At 74.5% G+C, this 17,511-nt stretch carries 15 protein-coding genes; 7 read left to right on the forward strand and 8 right to left on the reverse strand.

Annotated elements, in window-relative coordinates; translation table 11 throughout:
* Positions 1–85: 85 nt before the first annotated feature.
* Entirely contained in the window at positions 86–682 is a 597-nt protein-coding gene (locus AB0F62_RS02500) for an HhH-GPD-type base excision DNA repair protein (RefSeq protein WP_361791294.1), read from the reverse strand.
* 142 nt (positions 683–824) lie between these two features.
* Here AB0F62_RS02500 and AB0F62_RS02505 point away from each other — a divergent pair, with 142 nt between their 5' ends.
* Both AB0F62_RS02505 and AB0F62_RS02510 read left to right on the forward strand, forming a co-directional pair.
* On the forward strand, positions 825–1,250 hold the full coding sequence (locus AB0F62_RS02505; RefSeq protein WP_361791296.1) for a hypothetical protein: 426 nt from the start codon (positions 825–827) through the stop codon (positions 1,248–1,250).
* A gap of 129 nt (positions 1,251–1,379) precedes the next feature.
* Positions 1,380–3,599: a terpene synthase family protein gene (locus AB0F62_RS02510; protein WP_361791298.1), complete on the forward strand. Its 2,220-nt coding sequence runs from the start codon at positions 1,380–1,382 to the stop codon at positions 3,597–3,599.
* Positions 3,600–3,723: 124 nt separating this feature from the next.
* Here AB0F62_RS02510 and AB0F62_RS02515 read toward each other — a convergent pair whose 3' ends face one another.
* Both AB0F62_RS02515 and AB0F62_RS02520 read right to left on the reverse strand, forming a co-directional pair.
* Positions 3,724–4,728: a CU044_5270 family protein gene (locus AB0F62_RS02515; protein WP_361791300.1), complete on the reverse strand. Its 1,005-nt coding sequence runs from the start codon at positions 4,726–4,728 to the stop codon at positions 3,724–3,726.
* Entirely contained in the window at positions 4,725–5,267 is a 543-nt protein-coding gene (locus AB0F62_RS02520) for a sigma-70 family RNA polymerase sigma factor (protein ID WP_361791302.1), read from the reverse strand. Before AB0F62_RS02520 ends, AB0F62_RS02515 begins: the two co-directional genes overlap by 4 nt.
* 95 nt (positions 5,268–5,362) lie before the next feature.
* Here AB0F62_RS02520 and ctaD point away from each other — a divergent pair, with 95 nt between their 5' ends.
* Both ctaD and AB0F62_RS02530 read left to right on the forward strand, forming a co-directional pair.
* Positions 5,363–7,030 carry a cytochrome c oxidase subunit I gene (gene ctaD, locus AB0F62_RS02525; RefSeq protein WP_361791304.1) on the forward strand — a complete coding sequence of 556 codons (1,668 nt, stop codon included), beginning with the start codon at positions 5,363–5,365 and terminating at the stop codon, positions 7,028–7,030.
* A gap of 10 nt (positions 7,031–7,040) precedes the next feature.
* The gene (locus AB0F62_RS02530) at positions 7,041–7,556 is read left to right on the forward strand and encodes a PaaI family thioesterase (RefSeq protein ID WP_361791306.1); all 516 of its coding nucleotides are present in this window, start codon (positions 7,041–7,043) and stop codon (positions 7,554–7,556) included.
* 3 nt (positions 7,557–7,559) lie between these two features.
* Here AB0F62_RS02530 and AB0F62_RS02535 read toward each other — a convergent pair whose 3' ends face one another.
* From AB0F62_RS02535 to AB0F62_RS02545, 3 genes are read right to left on the reverse strand one after another with little or no spacing between them, the layout of a single operon-like run.
* Positions 7,560–9,422, reverse strand: coding sequence for a GMC family oxidoreductase (locus AB0F62_RS02535; RefSeq protein ID WP_361791308.1), 1,863 nt, complete (start codon positions 9,420–9,422; stop codon positions 7,560–7,562).
* The gene (locus AB0F62_RS02540) at positions 9,419–10,834 is read right to left on the reverse strand and encodes a hypothetical protein (protein ID WP_361791310.1); all 1,416 of its coding nucleotides are present in this window, start codon (positions 10,832–10,834) and stop codon (positions 9,419–9,421) included. The genes AB0F62_RS02535 and AB0F62_RS02540 overlap by 4 nt, the downstream gene beginning before the upstream one ends.
* Positions 10,831–11,523: a GntR family transcriptional regulator gene (locus AB0F62_RS02545; protein ID WP_361791312.1), complete on the reverse strand. Its 693-nt coding sequence runs from the start codon at positions 11,521–11,523 to the stop codon at positions 10,831–10,833. The genes AB0F62_RS02540 and AB0F62_RS02545 overlap by 4 nt, the downstream gene beginning before the upstream one ends.
* A gap of 236 nt (positions 11,524–11,759) precedes the next feature.
* On the opposite strand from AB0F62_RS02545, the gene AB0F62_RS02550 reads away from it, so the two are divergent.
* Positions 11,760–13,070: a serine hydrolase domain-containing protein gene (locus AB0F62_RS02550; RefSeq protein WP_361791314.1), complete on the forward strand. Its 1,311-nt coding sequence runs from the start codon at positions 11,760–11,762 to the stop codon at positions 13,068–13,070.
* 50 nt (positions 13,071–13,120) lie between these two features.
* Here AB0F62_RS02550 and AB0F62_RS02555 read toward each other — a convergent pair whose 3' ends face one another.
* The gene (locus tag AB0F62_RS02555; protein WP_361791505.1) at positions 13,121–14,095 is read right to left on the reverse strand and encodes a lysylphosphatidylglycerol synthase domain-containing protein; all 975 of its coding nucleotides are present in this window, start codon (positions 14,093–14,095) and stop codon (positions 13,121–13,123) included.
* A gap of 312 nt (positions 14,096–14,407) precedes the next feature.
* On the opposite strand from AB0F62_RS02555, the gene AB0F62_RS02560 reads away from it, so the two are divergent.
* On the forward strand, positions 14,408–15,325 hold the full coding sequence (locus AB0F62_RS02560) for a SigB/SigF/SigG family RNA polymerase sigma factor (protein ID WP_361791316.1): 918 nt from the start codon (positions 14,408–14,410) through the stop codon (positions 15,323–15,325).
* 21 nt (positions 15,326–15,346) lie between these two features.
* Here AB0F62_RS02560 and AB0F62_RS02565 read toward each other — a convergent pair whose 3' ends face one another.
* Entirely contained in the window at positions 15,347–15,691 is a 345-nt protein-coding gene (locus AB0F62_RS02565) for an ANTAR domain-containing protein (RefSeq protein ID WP_361791318.1), read from the reverse strand.
* Positions 15,692–16,212: 521 nt separating this feature from the next.
* Between AB0F62_RS02565 and AB0F62_RS02570 the strand changes: the two genes are divergently transcribed.
* Positions 16,213–17,499, forward strand: a complete 1,287-nt coding sequence (locus AB0F62_RS02570) for a ferritin-like protein (protein WP_361791320.1) — start codon at positions 16,213–16,215, stop codon at positions 17,497–17,499.
* Positions 17,500–17,511 lie beyond the last annotated feature (12 nt).

Here is a 17,511-nt window from a genome sequence, read left to right on the forward strand (position 1 = left end):
GTTGTGACGGACGGGTGATGGTGCGCCACGGAAGGGTAATGCCTTGGTCAAGGAATGGAACAGGGGGCGGGCGGATCGGGCCGGTTCAGGACTTCTTCGGGGTCTTCGCCTCCTTGGCGGCCCGCTTCTGCTCCTGCTTGAAGGCCCGCACCTTGTCCAGCGACTCGGGGCCGGTGATGTCGGCGACCGACCGGTGCGAGTCCCGGTCCCCGTACGCGCCCGCCGCCTCCCGCCAGCCCCGGGGCGCCACGCCGAGCTGCTTGCCCAGCAGGGCCAGGAAGATCTGCGCCTTCTGCTTGCCGAAACCGGGCAGCTCGTTCAGCCTGGCCAGCAGCTCCCGGCCGTCGTCGACGCCGCGCCAGATCGCCTCGGCGTCGCCGTCGTAGTGCTCCACGAGGTACTGGCACAGCTGCTGGACCCGCTTGGCCATCGAGCCCGGGTAGCGGTGGACGGCGGGCTTCTGGGAGAGCAGCTCGGAGAAGGCCTCGGGATCGTAGGCCGCGATCTCCCCGGAGTCGAGATCGTCGCGCCCCATGCGCTGCGCGATGGTGTAGGGGCCGGAGAAGGCCCATTCCATGGGGATCTGCTGGTCGAGCAGCATGCCGACGAGAGCGGCCAGGGGGCTGCGGGAGAGCAGTGCGTCGGCCTCGGGCTGCTGGGCGAGGCGGAGTGTGGTTGCCATGCACCGATGATCTCCCCTGCCGGGGTTTGCCGCCCGCAGCTCACCCGGACGGCGCAGCGCGGATGGCCCGGTCCGTCGTTCGGGCGGACCGTGTGGAGTGTCCGGGCAGCGAGCCCGGGCGGCAAGGGATGGGAGCCGTCTCATGAGCCAGCAGACGCAGCCGGCCGCCAAACCCGCTCACTCGGCGTGGGCGTCGGGCGGCACCACCTTCGCCGGGGTCCTGCTCATCGTCTCCGGCGTCGTGATGATCTTCGAGGGCATCTCCGCCATCGCCCAGGACGACATCTGGGTCCGTCTCGGCGACTACGTCTTCAAGTTCAACCTGACGGCCTGGGGCTGGATCCATCTCGTGCTGGGCGTGCTGGTCATCGTCGTCGGCGCCGCCCTGCTGCAGAACGCCCCCGACTGGGCCCGGGTCGCCGGTGTCGCCCTGGCGGCCTTCAACATCGTCGTGAACTTCGCCTGGCTGCCGTACACCCCGGTCTGGGCGATCATCGTCATCGCCCTCGACGTCTTCATCATCTGGGCGCTGTGCAGGAGTTGGGGGGACACGCGGGAGCGGGCCTGAAGCCCGCGGACGAGGAGGGGCCGGCCCGGCGTACGGGCCGGCCCCGGCCGTTCCGGGCCTTTTTCACCCGTTCGTATGGGTTGTCCGTACTGCCGGATAGCGCCCCCGGCCCCGGGTAGCGCTGAACGAGTGACGCAGCCATTTGAACTGCCCGACTTCTATCTGCCGCACCCGGCTCGACTCAACGCCCACGTGGAGCGGGCGCGGGAGCACTCCCGCGGGTGGGCGCGGGAGATGGGGATGCTCGAGGGCTCGGGCATCTGGGACACCGACGACCTCGACGCGCACGACTACGCCCTGCTGTGCGCGTACACGCACCCGGACTGCTCCGGACCGGCGCTGTCCTTGGTGACGGACTGGTACGTATGGGTCTTCTTCTTCGACGACCACTTCCTGGAGGCGTTCAAGCGCACGCAGGACCGCGAGGGCGGCAAGGCGTACCTGGACCGGCTGCCGGCCTTCATGCCGATGGACCTGGCGCAGGGGATGCCCGAGCCGGAGAACCCGGTGGAGGCGGGCCTCGCCGACCTGTGGTCGCGCACCGTGCCGTCGATGTCGCTGGACTGGCGCAGGCGCTTCGCCGAGAGCACCGAGCACCTGCTCAACGAGTCGCTGTGGGAGCTGTCCAACATCAACGCGGGCCGGGTGCCCAACCCGGTGGAGTACATCGAGATGCGCCGGAAGGTCGGCGGCGCGCCCTGGTCGGCGGGGCTGGTGGAGTACGCCGCCGGTGCCGAGGTGCCGGCCGGGGTCGCGGGCGCGCGGCCGCTGCTCGTGCTGCGGGACGCATTCTCCGACGCGGTGCACCTGCGCAACGACCTGTTCTCGTACCAGCGCGAGACCGAGGAGGAAGGCGAGTTCAGCAACGGGGTGCTGGTCCTGGAGACCTTCCTCGGCTGCTCGACGCAGGAGGCCGCGGAGTCGGTCAACGACCTGCTGACCTCCCGGCTGCAGCAGTTCGAGAACACCGTCCTCACCGAACTGCCGCCGCTCTTCGCCGAGCACGGGCTCGACCCGGAACAGTGCGCGCGCGTGCTCGCGTACGTCAAGGGCCTGCAGGACTGGCAGTCCGGCGGGCACGAGTGGCACATGCGCTCCAGTCGCTACATGAACGGCGGCGGGGCGGGCGCCCCGGACGCCGGCTGGTCGCCCTTCGCGCTGCCCGGCGGGCTCGGGCTGTCCGCGGGCACGGTACGGACCACCGGGCGCGCCGAGGCGGCCCGCGCCCGCGGCTTCGCCCACCTGCCGCGGCGTACGGCGCCGACCCCGCAGCCCGACTTCCTCATGCCCTTCCCGGCCAGGCTCAGCCCGCACCTGGACGCCGCCCGGCGCCATGTCGTCGACTGGGCGCACCGGATGGGCCTGCTGCTCCCGCAGCCCGGGGTCCCGCACTCCCACGTGTGGGACGAGCACAAGTTGGCCGCCTTCGACTTCCCGCTGTGCGCCGCCGGCATCCACCCCGACGCGACCCCCGAGGCGCTGGACCTCACCTCGGGCTGGCTCACCTGGGGCACCTACGCCGACGACTATGTCCCGGCCGTCTTCGGCCGCTCCCGCGACCTGGCCGGCGCCCGCGCCGCCAACGACCGGCTGTCGGCCTTCATGCCGGTCGACGGCTCCGCCGCCCCGGCCCCGGCCAACGCCCTGGAGCGGAGCCTGGCCGACCTGTGGACGCGGACGGCCGGGCCGATGGAGCCGCAGGCCCGGCGCCGCTTGCGCACCGCCGTCGAGAACATGACCGGGAGCTGGCTGTGGGAGCTGGCCAACCAGGCGCAGAACCGCATCCCCGATCCCGTCGACTACCTGGAGATGCGCCGGCACACCTTCGGTTCCGACCTGACGATGAGCCTGTGCCGGCTGGGCCACGGCGAGCGGGTGCCGGAGGAGGTCTACCGGAGCGGGCCGCTGCGGTCGCTGGAGAACGCCGCCGCCGACTACGCCTGTCTGATGAACGACGTCTTCTCGTACCGGAAGGAGATCGAGTACGAGGGCGAGATCCACAACGCCCTGCTGGTGGTGCAGAACTTCTTCGACTGCGACGAGCCGGCCTCGCTCGCCGTCGTCCACGACCTGATGACCGGGCGCATGCGCCAGTTCCGGCACGTCGCGGCGAACGAACTCCCGGTGCTCTACGACGACGTCGGGCTGGGCGCGGAGGCGCGGGCGGTGCTGGACGGCCATGTGCGCGAGCTGGAGAACTGGCTGGCGGGCATCCTGGCCTGGCACCGCGGCTGCCGCCGCTACGACGAGGAGGAGCTGCGCCGCCCGGTGGGGGGAGTCCGGTGGCCCACCGGCCCGACCGGCCTCGGCACCTCCGCCGCGCGCCTGGCGGTCCTGGCCGCGCGCTGACCCCGGGCGGGGCGGGGGCGCCGCGGTCAGCGCCCCCGCCGTGCCGCGGCAGGAAGGAGAGCGGCGCCGCGCCCCGTCCGGGCCGGTGCGGAGCGGCCGCTTCGCGTGAGGCGGCGGGCGGGCGTCAGTCCATCCAGGCCTGGTACGACATGACGTCGCCGGCCTTCACCCGGTACTCGGGCTGGTCCCGCGTGAAGGTCTCCTCGATCCCCAGGACGCGCCCGTCGGCCGGGTCGAGGACGAGCATGCGGCGCAGGCCGGCGGCGTCGTGCACGTAGGCCTGGCCGCGCCTGCCCAGCCGGTCGGTGACGGTACCGGCGGGGCGCAGGCCGGGGGCGGCGGCCAGGAGCTCGTCGATCGCGGCGGTGGCCTGGGCGCCCGGCGTCCAGTCCTGCAGCAGCGAGGCCAGCGTGTCCACCAGTTCCGGTGTGCCGGCGCAGGCGCAGCCGTACACCTGGGACAGATACGCCCGCAGCTCCTGCGCGGAGTCCGGGGGCTCGGTCCCCGAGCGGCCGTACGGGGGGAGGGTGCCCGGCGGGTACGCGGCGCGGTGCAGCACCTCGCCGTCCGCGACGGTGTGCGGGGAGCCGCCGGTGTCGCTGATCACCGGCTCCCCTGGGTGCCGCGGGTCGGTGGCGACGACCAGTTCGCTGCCGCTCCCGTCGGCGTTCCAGCGGGTGAGGTGCTCCTCGGGCAGCGTGACGGGCGGGCGGGCGCCCGGGCCCGCCTCCATGGCCATGCTCCACGTCATCACATGGCTCCCCCGGCGGGTGCCCGGGCCGCCGCCGCGGGCCGCCGCCTCCCGTGCCGCGCCGGCCACGTCGGCCAGCGGTACGGTCCGCGACCCGGCCTGCGGACGCAGCGCCACCGGAGCGGCGACCGCGGGGGTGGTGCCGGCCCCGGAGACCACGACGACCAGCACGGCCACCACCGCCGTCACCGCCGCGGCCAGGCCGGTGGCGAGGCCGCCGATCCGTCGGGCGGTCCGGCGGGGCGCGGGCGCGGATTCCAGCAGCCGCCGGAGCCGGAATTCGGCCCGGGCGTCCAGAGGGCGGTCGCGCCAGCGCGGATCGCCGGTCGGTACGGGATCGGCCCGCCGCAGCAGATCCAGCTCCGGCTCGTCGGTCATGGCCCCTCCTGGGTCACGGTCATCCCCATGCGGTCGATCTGCTCGCGCAGCCTGCGGCGCGCCCGGTGCAGGCGCATGGCGGCCGCGGAACGCCCGCAGCCGAGCGCCACCGCCAACCCGCCGACGTCCAGTTCCTCCCAGGCGGTCAGGCGCAGCACCTCCTGGTCGGCTGCCGGGAGGCGGGCCAGCGCCTCGTGCACCCAGGCGCCGGGCTGGTCGGCGCCGGGGCTCGGCACGAGGTGTGTGCCGTGCGCCACCTCGTGGTTGCCGATCCGGTCCAGCAGCCTGCGCCGCCGCCCCTGCCCGCGCACGCTGTTCGCCAGGCAGTTGCGGGCGACGCCGTACAGCCAGGGCAGCGTGTACGAGACCTCCTCGGAGCGGCGCCGCCAGGCGACGGCGAAGACCTCCGCCACCACTTCCTCCACCTCGTCGTACGCCGCCCGCCCGGCCGTCCGCCGGGCGACATAGCGGCTGACCGCCCAGTAGTGCTCGCGGTAGGCAGCGGCGAACGCCTGTGACTGCGTCTCGTCCGTGCTCATGACCGCTTGGTGTCCGACATGACCCCGATCATCACACCCTTCCGCTGTGATGTTCTCCGCGTGACGGCCCGGACCGGACCGGACACGTACCGGGCATGAGGCTCACGTTCCCGCGACGCGCGGCGTCCGCCGTGGCATGGCTGACCACGACCGACCACAAGGCCATCGGCACGCTCTACCTCGGCACGGCGTTCGCCTTCTTCTGCGGAGGCGGGGTGATGGCCCTGCTGATGCGCGCCGAACTCGCCCGCCCCGGGTTGCAGGTCATGTCGAACGAGCAGTTCAACCAGCTCTTCACGATGCACGGCACGGTGATGCTGCTGATGTTCGCGACCCCGCTGTTCTCCGGTTTCGCGAACTGGATCATGCCGCTGCAGATCGGCGCCCCCGACGTCGCCTTCCCCCGGCTCAACATGCTCGCGTACTGGCTGTACCTGTTCGGCTCGCTGATCGCGGTGGGCGGTTTCCTCACCCCGCAGGGCGCGGCGGACTTCGGCTGGTTCGCCTACGCGCCGCTGTCGAGCGCGGCGCACTCGCCGGGCGTGGGCGGCGACCTGTGGATCATGGGGCTCGCGCTGTCCGGCTTCGGGACCATCCTGGGTGCGGTCAACCTCATCACCACGATCATCTGCATGCGCGCCCCCGGCATGACGATGTTCCGGATGCCGATCTTCACCTGGAACGTCCTGCTCACCGGAGTGCTGGTGGTGATGGCCTTCCCGGTGCTGGCCGCCGCGCTCCTCGCGCTGGAACTGGACCGCAAGTTCGGGGCCCACATCTTCGACCCGGCGAACGGCGGGGCGCTGCTGTGGCAGCACCTGTTCTGGTTCTTCGGCCACCCCGAGGTCTACATCATCGCGCTGCCCTTCTTCGGGATCGTGAGCGAGGTCATACCGGTCTTCTCGCGCAAGCCCATGTTCGGCTACACCGGCCTGATCGCGGCGACGATCTCGATCGCGGGACTGTCGGCGACGGTCTGGGCGCACCACATGTACGTCACCGGCGGTGTGCTGCTGCCCTTCTTCTCCTTCATGACGCTGCTCATCGCCGTGCCGACCGGGGTGAAGGTCTTCAACTGGATCGGCACGATGTGGAAGGGCTCACTGAGCTTCGAGACCCCGATGCTCTGGGCGACCGGCTTCCTCGTCACCTTCGTCTTCGGCGGGCTCACCGGAGTGATCCTGGCGTCCGCGCCACTGGACTTCCAGGTCTCCGACTCCTACTTCGTCGTGGCGCACTTCCACTACGTCGTCTTCGGCACCGTCGTCTTCGCGATGTTCTCCGGACTCCACTTCTGGTGGCCGAAGTTCACCGGCAAGATGCTCGACGAGCGGCTGGGGAAGATCACCTTCTGGACGCTCTTCGTCGGTTTCCACGGCACCTTCCTCGTCCAGCACTGGCTGGGCACGCAGGGCATGCTGCGACGCATCCCGGACTACCTGGCCGCGGACGGCTTCACCACGCTCAACACCGTCTCGACCATCAGCTCCTTCCTGCTGGGCCTGTCGATCCTGCCGTTCCTCTACAACGTGTGGAAGACCGCCAAGTACGGCAAGCCGGTCGAGACCGACGACCCCTGGGGCTGGGGCCGCTCCCTGGAGTGGGCGACCTCCTGCCCGCCGCCGCGGCACAACTTCCGCACGCTGCCCCGCATCCGGTCCGAATCGCCCGCCTTCGACCTGCGCCACGCCGCACCCGTGGTGTCGGGAACGGTATCCAAGCTGCCGGATCCGCCACTCCCGGCGGACCGGGCCGACGCCTAGCGTCGGTGGCATGACGACGTACGAGGCCGCCACGGCCACCCGCTCGCGCACCCATTCGTGGGAGCCGCGTCCCGAACCCACCCCGGAACTCCTGGCGATGACCGGGCGCGAGATCCTGCAGGGCGCGATCGACGGCCGCTTCCCGGACGCCTCGATCATGAGCACCCTGGGCTTCCGCCTCGCCGAGGTCGGCGACGGCCGTGCCGTCTTCGAGGGCGAACCCGGTGACCACCTGCTCAATCCGATGGGCACCGTCCACGGCGGCTTCCTCGCAACCCTGCTCGACTCGGCGCTCGGCTCCGCCGTGATGAGCCGGCTCCCGGCCGGATCCACCTACACCACCGTGCAGTTGGGGGTGCACCTGATCCGGCCGGTGCTCCCCGGCACGTCGACGCTGCGCTGCGAGGGCGTCGCGCTGCACGTCGGCCGGACGACGGCCACCGCCGAGGCGCGGGTGACCGGCGCGGCCGACGGGAGGCTCTACGCCCACGGCACGACGACCTGCGCGGTGCTGCGCTTCGGCTGACCCTCAGCCGGCCGCCCGTACCGCGCCCTCGCCGACGGCCAGGGCCAGCGCCATGATGCTGAGCTGCGGATTCACCTCGGGGCAGCTGGGCAGTGCCGAGGCGTCGGCGATCAGCACCCCGTGCACCCCGCGCAGCCGGCCCTTGGGGTCGGCGGGCGCCACCTCCGGGTCCGCGCCCAAGGCCACGGTGCCGGTGGGGTGGAAGGCCGACAGGTGCAGCTGCCGTGCCGTCACCCCGTCCAGGACCGCCGCGAACTCCCGCGGCGTACGGGCCCGCGGGGCGGCGGGCAGGCCGGTGAGCACCTCCTCGGCCCCGGCGGCGAAGAGCAGCTCGCCCATCGCGCGGACGGCGCGCAGCAGACGGCGGCCGTCGCGGGGGTCGAGGTCGTAACGGAGCAGGCCGCCCTCGCGGCCGAGGACGCGGCCGCCGGGCCGGTCCGCGATCATCGCGCCGAAGGTGGCCAGCCGTCCGGAGTCCTCGAGTTCCGCGCGCAGCTCCCGGCCGACGCCGGGCAGCACGAACGAGCCCATGCCGGGCGGCGGCGCGGTCGCCTCGACGAGGATGCCGTCCTCGTGCAGTTCCTCCACGCCGACGCTCTGCAGCACGGCCGGCGCGCCGTCCGCGACCGGCTCGGCGAACCGCCCGGCGACGCTGGTGGCGGGGTGCACGGCCAGGTTGCGGCCGGTCCGGGGATGTCCGCCCAGGCCCGAGCGGCGCAGCAGCGGGGGAGTCCGCAGCGCCCCCGCGGCGATCACGACGAGCGGGCTGAGGATCTCCAGCTCGCTGCCGTCCCGGCGCCGCACCGCGACCCCGCAGGCGCGCGGCCCGCCGGGCCGGTCGGGCTCGGTCAGCACCCGCCGTACGGAGGCCTCCGTCACGATGCGGGCGCCGGCCGCGCACGCCTGCGGGAGCACCGACAGCTGGACGCTCTGCTTCGCGCCGGCGGGGCAGCCCACCACACACTGGCACGAGCCCCGGCAGCCAGGTGCGTTGCGCCGCAGGGGCGCGGCCCGCCAGCCGAGCCCGTCGGCGCCGAGCAGGGCGAGGGCGCCGTTGCGGCCCAGCACGTCCAGCGGCTGGCGGGCCACCCGCAGGGTGCGCTCCACCTCGTCCAGGTGCGCCCCGAAGGTCTCGGCGTCCGCGAGGGCGCCGAGCCCGTGCTCCTCGCGCCAGCGGGTCAGCACACGGTCCGGAGTGCGGTAACAGGTGCCGGAGTTGACCACCGTCGTGCCGCCGACGGCACGTCCCGTCGGCACGATCAGCGGGGGGTCGCCCAGGGCGACGGTGGCGCCGCCGTCCCGGTACAGCTCGGCGAACCGGTCGAGCGGGGCCCGCCGTCCGAACTCCGCCGTGGTGTGCCGCCGGCCCTCCTCCAGGACGACCACCCGCAGTCCCGCCCGCGCCAGGGTGCGCGCCGCCATGGCGCCGCCCGCACCCGAGCCCACGACGACGGCGTCGGCGCGGGAGCGGTCCGGCCACTCGCCGGCGGGCACGCAGTCCAGCGGCGGATCCTCGGGTGCCACCGGGGGCGCGGCGCGGGGCGGCTCCGCCAGCAGCCGCTCGGTGCCCGCCGCCAGCAGCACCGGAACCTTCACCACGTCGAGCAGGGGCAGCAGCGCCGGCCGCGCCGCGAGCCCCGTCAGGACCCGTTCCCGCTGCCCCGGCGTCAGCCGGCCCAGCCGCCGCCCGGTGCGCGCCGCCGCGTAGACGTCCACCGCGGCGGCCGCGGCGCGGAAACCGTGCCGGGTGCTCGCGGGCATCGCGGCCAGCAGCCCGTCCAGCCGCCGCGGCACCCCGGCGGGCCAGTCGCCGTCCCCCGCGTCGGCGAGCAGGGCCGCGACCAGACCGCGGACGGCGGCGCTCACCGGTCGCCCACTTCGGCGTGGGCGGTGCCCCGCAGCGTCCACTCGGCCTCGGTGCGCCAGCCGCCGCGGTGCCTGCGCTCCAGCAGCACGCGGGCGTCGGCGGTCTCGCTGTTGCGGCAGACGGCGGGGGAGCCGTCGGGGTCGGCGTAGTCGAGGGCGAGGGTGCGCTCCTCGGGCTGGTCGACCCGGACGGAGATCCGCCGCCGTCCGGCGCGGCCGGTCACCGTCCAGCGCGGCAGGCCGATCTCGGCGGTGAAGCGGCCAAGTCCCGCCCGGCCCAGGGCCGGGCGCAGACCGCCGCGCGGCCAGTCGCGGCCGTCCTTGCGCAGCCGCAGGAAGACCAGCGGCGGCAGCCGGTCCAGGCCCGGGCGGGTCGAGACGGCGGCGACGATCTCCAGGACGTCGCCGCCGCCGAGGTCCGCGTGCAGCCAGGCCCAGCGCCGGGCGTTGCCGTGGCCGTAGATGCGGGCCGAGGCTCCGGGGGCGGCGCGCAGGGCGAGTTCGGACGAGCCGTTGCGGACCGTGCCCGTGTAGTGCGCGCGGGGGGACGGCACGATCTGCGCGGCGGGGAGCAGCGGGTGCCGCCACGACCAGCGGGGGAAGGTGTAGAGCGGCTGCTCGGTGCCGGCGTCCTCGGTGAGGTCCCAGGCCAGCGGCCCGGCGGTGCCGCGCAGCAGGCCGGGGACGGCCTCGATCTCCCCGGCCGTGAAGCCCCCGGCGTCCGCGCCGGGGTGCCAGGGGAGCGGGCCGAAGCGGGCGTGCTCCACCGGCCCCTTGCCGTCCGGCGGGAAGAGGGCGGCCCAGCCGTGGGCGAAGGCCGGGGATCCGTCGGCGGGGGCGACCAGTTCGTGGTGGAGCCACAGGCCGGTGCCGGTCGCCGGGTCGGTGGCGGTGGTGTACCAGACCTCGGTGCGCCCGGCGGCACCGTCCCAGCGCGGCGCCCACTGCGCGCGCGGGTCGTCGCGGCGCGGGAAGCGGAAGCTCGCCAGGAAGGGCGCCAGCGAGCGGGCGGTACGGAACCGCAGGGTGCCCGTACCGGCCGGTTCCCGGTCGCCCTCGGTGGTGAGGGTGAAGGGCAGTGTGGTCATCGAGGCGAGCGGGCGGCGCGGGGTGACGGACTTCCATCCCTCCAGGAGGCAGCGGGCGCCGTCGAGTTCGAACTCCAGCCGGTAGTGGATGCGCCGCCGGGCCAGCGGGGAGACCTCCAGCGTCCCGGTGGCGGCGGCGTCGTCGGCGCGGCCCGCGATGCGCAGCCGACCGGCGATCCGGGCCGTCGTCGTGCGGTGCGGGAGCAGCGGTGTGTCACTGCGCGCCGTCAGCTCCATCCGCACGGGCCGCTCGCGGTCCTCGCCGCGCAGCCGTACGGTCCCGGTCATGGTCTCGGCGAAGACCGTCCCGCGGCCCGCACTCACCGGGACTTCAGCCCCTCGCGCATGATCTTCTCGGTCGCCGTCAGATACGTCTCCGCCGCCGCGCGCGCGGCCGCGCCGTCGCCGGCCTCGACGGCGGCGACCACCGGTTCCAGCCGCGCGTACGCCTCCTGCGCGTCCTGGAAGGGGCCCGCGAGGTGGCGGCGCATCGGCAGGTAGGCGTTGAAGAGGGTGTTGGTGAGCAGTACGTAGACGCGGTTGCCGGTGGCGCGGGCCAGTGCCCGGTGCACCTCGGCGTCCGCCAGCTGCACCGCGTCCGGCTCCTCGGCCGCGCGCACGGCCTCCACCAGTTCCCGCAGCCGGGCTTGCGCGGGGCCGGCCGCCCGTGCCGCCGCGGCGCCGGCGATCAGGGCGCCCACCCCGCGCCGCACCTCGAAGATCTCGGCGAGCCAGCGCGCGTCGTGCCGTACGAGCATGGGCAGCAGGTCGGCGCCGCCGAGGCGTTCGTAGTCCCGCACCCGGGTGCCGACACCGTGGCGCGTCTCCAGCAGCCCGGCCTGCACCAGCCGCCCGAAGGCGTGCTTGAGGGTGGTGCGGGTGACGCCGTAGCCCTCGGCCAGGGTGCGTTCGGGCGGCAGCAGACTTCCCGCGGGACGACGGCCGGTGAGGATCTCCTCGCGGAGCCGGTCCTCCAGGACGTCCACGATCGACGTGCGCGGCAGCGCTTCCATCACACCTCCAGGGGTCAGTGGATGAGCCACTCAACCAATGGCCCGACGTACCGTCAAGACCCCGGCCTCCGGGGGCGGTCACCCGCATGGCCGCGCCGGTCCGCGCGCCCGGTCGCCCCACCGCGGCGGGCGGCTTACGTTCGCGATGGCGTGTCCCCGCCCCGCCCCCGCTCCCACGGCCGAAAGGCACTGGCATGACGCATCCGTGCGCACGTCCGCCCAGGATCCGCAGCACCGTGCGGAGGGCCGTGGCGACGGCCCTCGCCGCCGCCGCGCTCCCCACGGCCCTGGCCTGCGGCGGGCCCGCGGACACCGTCCGCTCCCCCGAGGACACACGGGGCGCGCGGTCCGCGCCGGCCACGCCGCTCGCACGGACCGCGGAGCCCGGCGCGACGGCGGGTTCGCCCTCCGCGTCCCCGGCGGAGGCGTCGCCCAGCGGCTCACCGGGCGGCGGGAACTTCCCCGCGCTCTCCGGCGACGTCGTCGGCAAGCTCGACCGCGCGGTGCAGGACACCTTGAAGAAGACCGGCGCGCCGGGGGTCGTCGTGGGGCTGTGGGCCCCCGGCAAGGGCTCCTACGTACGGGCCTTCGGCGTGGCCGACCGGAAGTCGAAGGCGCGGATGTCGCCCGACCTCTACCTGCGGATCGGCAGCGAGACCAAGACCTTCACCGTGACGGCGCTGCTGACCCTCGTCGACCGGAAGAAGGTCGGCCTCGACGACCCCGTCTCCCGGTACGTGGACGGGGTGCCCGGCGGCGACGGGATCACCCTGCGGCAGCTCGCCGAGATGCGCAGCGGCCTCTACAACTACACGGACGACCCGAACTTCCAGAAGGCCCTGGAGGGCGACCCCAAGCGGGAGTTCGTCCCCGCCGAACTGCTGGCCTACGCCTTCCAGCACTCCTCGCAGTTCAGCCCGGGGTCGCGCTTCCAGTACTCCAACACCAACACGATCCTGCTGGGACTGGTGATCGAGAAGGCCGGGGGCATGCCGCTCCGCGACTACCTGCGGCGCAACGTGCTCGACCCGGCGAAGCTCAAGCACACCGTCTTCCCCGAGGGGCCCGCGTTCCCCACCCCGCACGCCCGCGGCTACACCAACCAGACGAAGGACGGGAAGGAGGCCGACGCCACCGACTGGAACCCCTCCTGGGCCTGGGCGGCCGGCGCGATGATCTCCGACCAGCAGGACCTGCGGGCCTGGTCCCGCATCCTGGCCGACGGCACCCTGCTCAGCAAGGAGACCCAGGCGCAGCGGACGGCCTTCCTCCCCACCTCCTACCCGGGGATCGGCTACGGCCTCGGCCTCTTCGACAACCACGGCTGGATCGGGCACAACGGCTCGCTGCCCGGCTACCAGAGCGCGACCGTCTACCTGCCCGACGCCAAGGCGACTATGGTCGTGCTGCTCAACACGGACACCGCCGTGGGCGGCAACGAGCCCAGCAGCCTCTTCGCCGAGGCGATGACCAAGATCGTCACCCCGGACCACGTCTACGCGTTCCCGCCCACCAACGGCACCGGAACCAGCCCCAGCAGCAGCTGAGCGGCGCGCGGCCCGGGCCGCGCGGGAGCGCGGACGGCGGCGGGGCGCCTTCAGACGACCTTCCGGCGGACCAGCGCGCCCAGCACCAGCGCCCCGGGGACCAGGGGGAGCCAGACCGTCACGATGCGGTAGCCGAGGACGGCCGAGGTGGCCGCGGTCAGCGAGGCACCCGAGGCGACCAGGGCCACCACGAGCGCCGCGTCGACCGAGCCGACGCCTCCCGGGGTCGGCAGCGCCGCCGCCGCGACGCTGGCGACGAGGTAGGCGAGGGCGACGTGCGCGAACGGCACCGGGACGTCCAGCGCCATCGTGACCGCGACGAGCCCGGTGGCCTGCAGCGCGGGGAAGGCGAGTGAGCCGCCCCACAGCGCGAGGGCACGCGACGGCCGGGCGTGCAGCGTCCGGGCGTCGGTCAGCGCCGTGGTCAGGAACGTCCACGCCACCCGTCGCAGCCGGGGCACGGCCACCAGCGTCACGGACGCGAGCGCGCAGACCCCGCCGGCCACCGCCGCCACCGGGCCGACCGGGAGGGAGACGCCGTCGGGCAGCAGCCCGTCCAGCCGCAGCGCGTGCGGGAACGCGGCCAGCAGCACCGCCAGCAGCGTTCCGCGGCCCACGCACTCGGCCAGGAAGTAGAGCGCGATGGCCGCCGCCGACCGGGCCGGCGGCAGCCCGCACGCCCGCATGAAGCGCAGGTTGACCGCGCTCGCCCCGATGCCCGCGGGCAGCAGGTGGTTCGCGGCGCCGGCGGCGAACTGGGTGGCCAGCAGCCGTCCCGCCGGGAGCCGTTCCAGGACCACGCCCTGCCGCATGAACGACACCGCCACCCAGGCCAGCCCCGTCGCCGCCACGGCGGCCAGCAGCCAGCCCCGGTCGGCGCCGAGCAGTTCGCGGCCCCCGGCGGTGATCAGCGGCCAGTGCCGGGCCACCCACCAGCCGACCAGCGCGATCGGGGCCAGGCAGGCGATCCGGCGCAGCGTCGCGCCGCGCGGCACGAGTCGAGCCGTCGTGGTGGTGATGCCCATGGTCCGCTCGTCCCCGCGCGTCACGCGCCTGTCCGCAGGTGTGGTCGCCCCTTCATGCCCGGTCCCCGCGACGTCCCGGTGTCCTGCGGCTGACGTCCGTGCGGTCGCCGGATGGCGGAACGGCGCCGCGCGGGTGCGGGGTTTGCGGACGGCCGCTCCGGGCAGGCGACTTCCGTGCTTCGGAAGGGAGGCACGCACGCGCGGGGCGCCCGGCAGGGTTCCCGGAGCGCGGGGCGTGCCATCCCGCACGGCACGTCCCGCGCGGCGCGGTCCCCCGGTTCCCGGACTCCGCAGGAAGGCGCAGGACCTGTCATGGCCGTCCGAAACTCCCGTACCAGGCACCCGCATCCGTCCACAGCCCCAGGTCCCGGTCCCGGTCCAGGTCCCCGTCCCCGTCACGGCGACGCCCCGGACACCGCCGATGCGCTGCGGCGGATCGCGGCCCTCCCCGACGGCCCGGAGAAGGACGCCCTGCGCGAACAGGTCGTCATCGCCTGGATGCCGATGTCGGAGCGGCTCGCCGGTCGCTTCCGGCACCGCGGCGAGACCACCGAGGACCTCCGGCAGGTCGCCGCGCTCGGCCTGGTGAAGGCCGTGCTCCGCTATGACCCCGAACGCGGCAGCGCCTTCGAGAGCTTCGCCGTGCCCACCATCGTCGGAGAGGTGAAGCGGCACTTCCGCGACCACCTGTGGGCCGTCCACGTCCCGCGCCGGGTCCAGGAACTCAGGAGCCGGGTCCGCGCCGTACGCCTCGAACTCACCGGGACCGGGGGCCGCACCCCGACCGTCGCCGAGATCGCCGCCCACGCGCGCCTGAGCGAGGCGGACGTGCTGACCGCCATGGAGGCGCTCGACAGCTTCGCCCCTGCCTCACTGGACTCCGCCGTCCCGGGCGCCGAGGGCCGTACCTTCCTCGACACCCTGGGGGCCGAGGACCCCGGCCTGGACTCCGTCGTGGACCGCCTCGCCGTCGGCCCCCGGTTGCGTGAACTCCCGCCACGTGAGCGGCAGATCCTCTACCTGCGCTTCTTCGGCGACATGACGCAAAGTCAGATCGCGGACCGGTTGGGCCTGTCCCAGATGCACGTCTCCCGGCTCATCACCCGGACCTGCCGCCGGCTGCGCGACGAGGTCGAGCAGCCGGAGGAAGCGGAGCGGGCGGGGGCGAGGGAGGCGGGGGAGGCCGCACGGAGGGAGGCAGCGCGGATCACCGGGACCGGGGAGCGCTGAGGCCCGGCCCCGCGTCGTCCCTCAGCCGCCTGTACCGGGGGGCCGCGGCCCCCCCCCGGACCGGACACCGCGCGGAGGCGACGCCCGTACGAGGGCCTGCCGGACGCCGGCCGGCAGAGGCCCGCCCTCCGCGCTCGCGACGAGCGCGGCCGCGACGTCGCGGAGCTTCACATTGCCGTACTGGGAGGCCCGGACCAGGACCGCCCAGGCCACGTCGCCGGGGCAGGGCGTCAGCGCCATCACCATGCCGACGGCCCGGTCGATGACCGCCCGGCTGCCCAGCGCCCGGCGCAGTTGGTCGTTCTCGGCGCGCAGGCGCCCGACCTCACTCTCATCGTCCTCGGGGCCTGCCGTCAGGGGGACCATCGTCAGCACCTCCTGACCTTCGGATGCCCTGAATGTCCGTTCCCAAGCGGGGTACGGGGGGTGACGGACCGGCAGGCCGGCTCCACGCGCGCCAGTCGTCCCGCGCTCGACCCGGACGAGGAGTCCCCCCGCTCGTGTCTGCCGGGCTTGTGGGGCTCTCTCCCCCCGCGCGTCGTTGGCCTCCCCGCCCCCGCCCCCTCCCCCTCTCTGCCCCGCCGCTCCCACCGGGGCAGAGAGGGGGGCGAGGCGGGGGCGAGGGTGGAGGGGAGGGGCAAGGGGCCCCGTGCGGCGGCGGGCCGCGCGCCCCCGCGCCCGTCTCGGCCGTCGCGTTCGGAGGCGCGAAGAACAACCGCCTGCCCACCGCCACCACGAGCGCCGTTGGGCCGCACGGGCGGAGCGACACGGCACTCGCGGCGTCGCGAGCCCGAGGCCCCGGGCCCGGCTGATAGCTTCGCCAGCCTCGCGGGGCCCCGCCGTGTGCCGTGTCCCGCGCGCCATTCTTCTCGGGGACGGAGACGTGCGTGACGGGGCCGACAGACGACAGGGACAACCAGCACGAGACCACCGCGACCCCGCCGGCGGCCCTCGACCGCCGGGGCTTCGTCAAGTCGGCCGCGCTGGCCGCCGTGAGCCCCGCCGTCCTCGGCGCCGCCGCCCACGCGGCCCCGCTCGCCCCCTCGTCCGTACCGTCGTCCGCGGTGGCCGGCGCCGCCGCCGCGGCACCGGCCGCCGCGCCCCGGGTGGCGGCGGCAGCCGCCCGCGGCATGGTCGCCCGGCTGATGGCCGTGCCCGCTCCCTCCCGCGAAACCGGCTGGCTGCGGCAGGCCCTGCAGGTGGCCGTGGAACTGGAACTCGCCACCATCCCGCCGTATCTGTGCGCCTGGTGGTCGGTGCGGGACCGGAACGCCACGGTGGCCCGCCTCATCCGCGGCATCGTCGCCGACGAGATGTTCCACATGGGCCTGGCCTGCAACATGCTGGTCGCCGTCGGCGGACGGCCGCGGATCGCCGGCACCACGCCCGACTACCCCTGCCCTCTGCCCGGCGGGGTGCGCGGCGAGCTGACGGTGTACCTCTCCGGTCTGACCCGGGAGTACGTCCGGGACGTCCTCATGGCCATCGAGACCCCGGAGTCCCCGCTCCCCGATCCGTCCGAGGGCCCGCCGACCATCGGCGACTTCTACGACGGGGTGGTGACCGCCTTCCTGGACCACCGCCCCGAGCTCACCACCCGCGGTCAGATGGGCCAGCGCATCGGCCCCGACGAACTGCGGCCGATGCGGACCCTCGACGACGTCGTCGCGGCCCTGGAGATCATCAAGGAGCAGGGCGAGGGCAGCTCCTCCTCCCCCGAGGCTCCCTCCTCCGAGGCCACCGGGGGCCATCGCGCCATGGCCCACTACTACGCCTTCGCCGAGATCCACCACGGCCGCGCCCTGCAGGAGGTCGACGGCTTCTGGGAGTTCAGCGGTCCGCCCATCCCGTTCCCCGAGGTCCACCCGATGGGCGCGGTCCCCCGGGGCGGCTGGCCCGCCCCGTCCCGCGAGGCCGCGCCGCTGCTCCACCGTTTCGACACCGCCTACGCGGGACTGCTGCGCGACCTCGAGGCCGCCTGGCAGTCCGGGGACCACGGCGCGCTCAACCGCGCGATCAAGGCGATGGAACAACTGGAGGAGCCCGCCCTCGCCCTCATGGAGATCCCGCTCCCCGACGGGCGCGGCACCTACGGTCCCCAGTTCCGCCCGGTCGGTCCGATGCCCGGGCGGCCCGCGTCCGCGGGCGGCGGGGCCCGGCGACGCCGGGCGTGAGCAGGGCGTGAG

Origin of the sequence: Streptomyces sp. NPDC026673, from assembly GCF_040638135.1 — a bacterium.
Classification (GTDB): Bacteria; Actinomycetota; Actinomycetes; order Streptomycetales; family Streptomycetaceae; genus Actinacidiphila.